The sequence below is a fragment of the Micrococcus sp. LASM2_SD2 genome (genome assembly GCF_057364565.1).
The window spans coordinates 1-6,221 of record NZ_JBNFOB010000139.1 but is presented as its reverse complement, the minus strand read 5'-3'; the positions used below and the strand labels follow the sequence as shown (position 1 = coordinate 6,221).

Sequence of the window (6,221 nt, the reverse complement as noted above, 5' to 3'; positions counted from 1 at the left end):
CCGCTGACCGCGTGCACCCCACGCCGTCCCCTCGGAACGGGCCGGCCGTCTCTCACAGGCGGACCGGCCCGTTTCCACATGCTGGAACCCCGGCTGTCACAGAGCGGCCCGGGTCCTCGGCGGCGGTAACGTCGCTCACATCGCGGACGGGCCCCGTCGCGGGCCGCGGACCGCCTCCGAGGGGCCAGCGTCGTCCCCTTCCATCGCCGTCCTCATCCGTGGTCGTCAGGAAGGAACCGTCATGCACGCGTCCCTCAACCCGTTCCTCCGGTACTCCGCCGTGCCCCCGGCGCAGGGCCTGTACGACCCCGCGAATGAGAAGGACGCCTGCGGCCTGGCCGTCGTGGCGACGCTGCGCGGCACCCCGGGGCACGACATCGTCCAGCACGCCCTCACCGCGCTGCGCACCCTCGAGCACCGCGGCGCCGTCGGCGCGGACGAGGGCACCGGCGACGGCGCAGGCCTGATCACCCAGATCCCCGACGCCTTCTTCCGCGAGGTCTCCGGCCTGGAGCTGCCCGCCGCCGGCGAGTACGCCGCCGGCACCGCCTTCCTCCCGGCCGACGAGGAACGCCGCGGCTCCGCCAAGGAGGAGATCGCCCAGCTGGCCGAGCGCGAGGACCTGGAGATCCTCGGCTGGCGCACCGTGCCCACGGACGAGTCCGTGATCGGTGAGGGCGCGCGCTCGGTGATGCCGGCCTTCGAGCAGCTGTTCGTCACCCGCGTGGACGACGGCGAGCTCGACGAGCCGGGGGAGTCCCTGGACGCCCGCGCCTGGCGGCTGCGCCGTCGGGCGCAGACCGCGGGCGTGTACTTCCCGTCCCTGTCCTCCAGGACGATCGTCTACAAGGGGATGCTCTCCACCGCCCAGCTGGAGCCGTTCTACCCGGACCTGTCCGACGAGCGGTACACCACCACGCTGGGCATCGTGCACTCCCGCTTCTCCACCAACACCTTCCCGTCCTGGCCGCTGGCGCAGCCTTTCCGCACCATTGCGCACAATGGCGAGATCAACACCGTCAAGGGCAACCGGAACTGGATGCGCGCCCGCCAGGGAGACCTGCGCCACCCGCTGCTCGGCGAGGTGCCGGAGGAGATGTTCCCGCTCGTCACCGGCCACGGGTCGGACTCGGCGTCCTTCGACGAGGTGGCGGAGCTGCTCATGCTTGCCGGGCGGCCCCTGTCCCACGCGATCATGATGATGGTCCCCGAGGCCTGGGAGAACCACCCCACCCTCGACCCGGACCGCAAGGCGTTCTACCAGTACCACTCGATGCTCATGGAGCCGTGGGACGGCCCGGCCGCGATCGCCTTCACCGACGGCGTGCAGGTGGGCTCCGTCCTGGACCGCAACGGCCTGCGCCCGGCCCGCTACTGGCAGACCGAGGACGGCCTCGTGGTCCTCGCCTCCGAGGTCGGCGTCCTGCCGATCGACCCGGCCACCGTGGTCCGCAAGGGACGCGTCAAGCCCGGCCGCATGTTCCTGCTGGACACCGAGCAGGGCCGCATCGTCCCGGACACCGAGCTCAAGGCCGAGATCGCCGCCTCGCAGCCGTGGGCGCAGTGGGTGCAGGACTCGCTGCTGGACCTGGACTCCCTGCCGACCCGCGAGCGCATCGCCCACGGCGCGGACTCGGTCCGGCTGCGCCAGCGCATCTTCGGCTACACGCTCGAGGAGCTGCGCGTGCTGATCAAGCCGATGGCCATGACCGGCGCCGAGCCGCTGGGCGCGATGGGCACGGACACCCCCATCGCCGCGATTGCCGAGCGGCCCCGCCTGCTCTTCGACTACTTCTCGCAGTCCTTCGCGCAGGTCACCAATCCGCCGCTGGACGCGATCCGCGAGGAGCAGGTCACCTCCATGCGCACCTCGATCGGCCCGCAGGCGAACCTGCTGGCCCCCGGGCAGTCCCGCACCACCGCGATCGACCTGCCGTTCCCGGTGATTGACAACGACCAGCTCGCCCGGATCGCGCACATGCGCTCCGACGACGGCACCCGCCGGGCCCTCAAGGTGAAGGGCCTGTACCGGGTGGCCGGCGGCGCCGAGGAGATGCGCACCCGCATCAAGGAGATCTGCGAGCAGGTCTCCGCGGCCGTGCAGCGCGGCATCCACTATGTGATCCTCTCGGACCGGGACGCCAACCCGCAGTGGGCGCCCATCCCGTCCCTGCTCCTGACCTCGGCGGTGCACCACCACCTGCTCGCCTCCGCCTCCCGCACCCGCACCTCCCTGCTGGTGGAGGCCGGCGACGTCCGCGAGGTCCACCACGTGGCGGTGCTCATCGGCTACGGCGCCTCCGCGGTGAACCCGTACCTGGCGATGGAGTCGGCCGAGGAGCTCGTCCGCGATCGCTCCCTGGAGGGCATCACGGAGCAGGAGGCCGTGGCCAACCTCATCAAGGGGCTCGGCAAGGGGGTGCAGAAGATCATGTCCAAGATGGGCATCTCCACCGTGGCCTCCTACTGCGGGGCCCAGACCTTCGAGGCCGTCGGCCTGTCCCGCCGCTTCGTGGACCGCTACTTCACCGGCACGACCTCCCCGGTGGAGGGTGTCGGCATGGCCTGGGTCGCCTCCGAGGTCGAGGCACGGCACGCCGACGCCTTCCCCGCCGACGGCAGCGACCCCCACCCGGACGCCCCGCTGTCCGTGGGCGGCGAGTACCAGTGGCGCCGGGAGGGCCCGCCTCACCTGTTCGACCCGGAGACCGTCTTCCGGCTGCAGCACTCCACCCGCGAACGCCGCTACGACGTGTTCAAGGACTACACCGGCCGGGTGGACGACCAGTCGAACGAGCTGATGACCCTGCGCGGTCTCATGCGGCTGAAGACCGGGCAGCGCCCGCCGGTCCCCGTGGCCGAGGTCGAGCCCGTCGAAGCGATCGTCACGCGTTTCTCCACCGGTGCGATGTCCTACGGCTCCATCTCGCAGGAGGCGCACGAGACCCTCGCGATCGCCATGAACCGCCTGGGCGCCCGGTCCAACTCGGGCGAGGGCGGCGAGGACCCGGAGCGTCTGCTGGACCCCGAGCGCCGCTCGGCCATCAAGCAGATCGCCTCCGGCCGCTTCGGGGTGACCAGCCTCTACCTGGCCACCGCCTCGGACCTGCAGATCAAGATGGCCCAGGGCGCCAAGCCCGGCGAGGGCGGCCAGCTGATGGGATCCAAGGTGTACCCGTGGGTGGCGACCACCCGCCACTCCACCCCCGGCGTCTCCCTGGTCTCGCCGCCGCCGCACCACGACATCTACTCGATCGAGGACCTGGCCCAGCTCATCCACGACCTGAAGCGCTCCAACCCTCAGGCGCGCGTCCACGTGAAGCTGGTCTCCGAGACGGGCGTGGGCACCGTGGCGGCGGGCGTGACCAAGGCGAAGGCCGACGTCGTGCTCATCTCCGGCCACGACGGCGGTACCGGCGCCTCCCCGCTGAACTCGCTCAAGCACGCCGGCACCCCGTGGGAGATCGGCCTCGCCGAGGCGCAGCAGACCCTCATGCTCAACGGACTGCGGGACCGCGTGACCGTCCAGGTGGACGGCCAGCTCAAGACCGGCCGCGACGTGGTGGTGGCCGCCCTGCTGGGCGCCGAGGAGTACGGCTTCGCCACCGCCCCGCTGGTGGTCTCCGGCTGCATCATGATGCGCGTCTGCCACCTGGACACCTGCCCGGTGGGCGTGGCCACCCAGAACCCGGAGCTGCGCAGTCGCTTCACCGGCAAGCCGGAGTTCGTGGTCAATTTCTTCGAGTACATCGCCCAGGAGGTGCGCGAGCTGCTCGCCGAGCTCGGCTTCCGCAGCCTGGACGAGGCCATCGGCCACCGCGAGCTGCTCGAGGTGGACGACGCGCTGCGCCACTTCAAGACGCAAGGACTGGACCTGTCCGGCGTCCTCGGCTCCGGTGCCGCCGACTCCTTCGACGAGTCCGTGGCCCACCGCCGCACCGGCGCGCAGAACCACGCCCTGGAGCACCAGCTGGACAACCGCTGGCTGGAGGCGGTGGCCCCGGCCCTCGAGTCCGGCGAGCCCGTCCGCGTGGAGGACCGCGTGAAGAACACGGACCGCTCCGTGGGCACCCTGCTCGGCTACCACGTGACCACGGCGCGCCTGAGGGACGAGCTGACCGAGGACACCATCACGATCGCCCTGACCGGCGAGGCCGGGCAGTCGCTCGGCGCGTTCCTGCCGGCCGGCGTGACCCTCAGTCTCGAGGGAGACGCCAACGACTACGTGGGCAAGGGCCTGTCCGGCGGCCGCATCCTGCTCCGCCCGGACCGCCGGGCCCCGCTGGTGGCCGAGGACAACATCATCGCGGGCAACGTGGTGGGCTACGGCGCCACCTCCGGCGAGATGTTCCTGCGCGGTCGGGTCGGGGAACGGTTCCTCGTCCGCAACTCGGGCGCCACCGCGGTGGTCGAGGGCATCGGCGACCACGGCCTGGAGTACATGACCGGTGGCCGCGCGCTCGTGCTCGGCCCCACCGGCCGCAACGTGGCCGCGGGCATGTCCGGCGGCCTGGCCTGGATCCTGGACCTCGACGAGACCCGGATCAATCCGCTGGCGGTCAAGGAGTCGGCCCTGCTGCTCGGCGCGCCCGAGGAGGCCGACCGCGAGCAGATCACGCAGCTGCTCCGCCGCCACCTCGAGCTGACCGACTCCGCCGTGGCGCAAGGGATGCTCGAGACCATCGACGGCGGCGACGCGGAGGCGGCGGAGGCGCTCTGGCAGCGCTTCACCACGGTGCTGCCGCGCCAGTACGCGGCGGTGCAGGCGCTGCGCGCCGAATGCGAAGAGAACGGCATGGACCCGGACGGCGACGCTGCCTGGGCACGGATCCTGGAGGTGACCCGTGGCTGACCCGCGCGGATTCCTGAACCATCGCGAGCGCCAGGAGCGCCCGTCCCGACCGGTGCCGGTGCGCATCATGGACTACAAGGACGTCTACGTCCGCCAGGACGAGGCGATCGTGCGCACCCAGGCCACCCGCTGCATGGACTGCGGCGTGCCCTTCTGCCACGCCGGGTGCCCGCTGGGCAACCTCATCCCGGAGTGGAACGACCTGGTGCGCCGTGGCCGCTGGGAGGAGGCGGCCGCCCGCCTCCACGCGACGAACAACTTCCCGGAGATCACCGGCCGCATCTGCCCGGCCCCGTGCGAGTCCTCCTGCGTGCTCGGCATCAACCAGCCGGCCGTGACCATCAAGCAGGTCGAGGTCTCCATCGCGGAGCAGATCTTCGAGAACGACTGGCTGCCGCCGCGCCGGCCGCACCGGCAGAACGGGCACACGGTGGCCGTCGTCGGCTCCGGCCCCGCCGGCCTGGCGGCCGCACAGCAGCTCACCCGCGCCGGATACACCGTGGCCGTCTACGAGCGGGACGACCGCGTCGGCGGCCTGCTGCGCTACGGGATCCCGGACTTCAAGCTGGAGAAAGACGTGATCGACCGGCGGATCGAGCAGCTGGAGGCCGAGGGCACGCGCTTCCGCACCGGCGTGGAGATCGGCACAGACATCCCGTGGGACGAGCTCAGGGACTCCTTCGACGCGGTGATCGTCGCCACCGGCGCCCCGGTGGGACGCGACCTGCCCATCCCGGCCGCGGCCTCGAGGGCATTCACCTGGCCATGGACTACCTGGTCCCCGTGAACCGCCGCTGCGCCGGCGGCGAGCAGGAGACCATCACGGCCGAGGGGCGTGACGTGGTCATCCTGGGCGGCGGAGACACCGGCGCCGACTGCATCGGCACGGCCTACCGCCAGGGCGCGACGTCCGTCACCACCCTGGCGATCGGCAGGCAGCCCCCCTCGGAGCGGCCGGAGCACCAGCCCTGGCCGACCGTGCCGACCCTGTTCGAGGTCGCCTCGGCCCACGCCGAGGGCGGGGAGCGCACCTACCTGGCCAGCACCGTCGAGTTCCTCGGGGACGAGAAGGGCCGCGTGCGCGCCCTGAAGGTCGCCGAGACCGAGTACCTGGAGGACGGCTCCCGCGCCCCCAAGGCCGGCACCGAGCACGAGATCCCGGCGGACCTCGTCCTGCTCGCCCTCGGCTTCACGGGCGTGGAGCAGGAGACCCTCACCGAGCAGACCGGCGTGCGGCTCACGCGCGGGGTCATCGGCCGCGACGACGCCTACCAGACGCCAGCCCGACGCGCCGATCGTCGTGTCCGCTCGTGCGGGCCGGCCGTCCGCCGCCGTGGCGGCTGTGTCGGTCGGGCTGGGACTATTCCGG

1 protein-coding gene and 1 pseudogene are annotated in these 6,221 nt (G+C 72.0%); both read left to right on the top strand.

All coding sequences use genetic code 11. The annotated features are described in order from the left end of the window. Positions 1 to 241: 241 nt before the first annotated feature. Positions 242 to 4,852 (top strand): glutamate synthase large subunit, encoded by a 4,611-nt coding sequence (gltB, locus tag AC2W7A_RS08210; protein ID WP_485990927.1) that lies wholly within the window; start codon positions 242 to 244, stop codon positions 4,850 to 4,852. Beyond that, positions 4,845 to 6,221: pseudogene (locus AC2W7A_RS08205) on the top strand (glutamate synthase subunit beta); the annotation flags it as partial. The gene gltB and the pseudogene AC2W7A_RS08205, both read left to right, overlap by 8 nt.

Coding starts and splice junctions, on each gene's coding strand:
- gltB (WP_485990927.1), top strand. CDS start 242: ATGCACGCGTCCCTCAACCCGTTCCTCCGGTACTCCGCCGTGCCCCCG.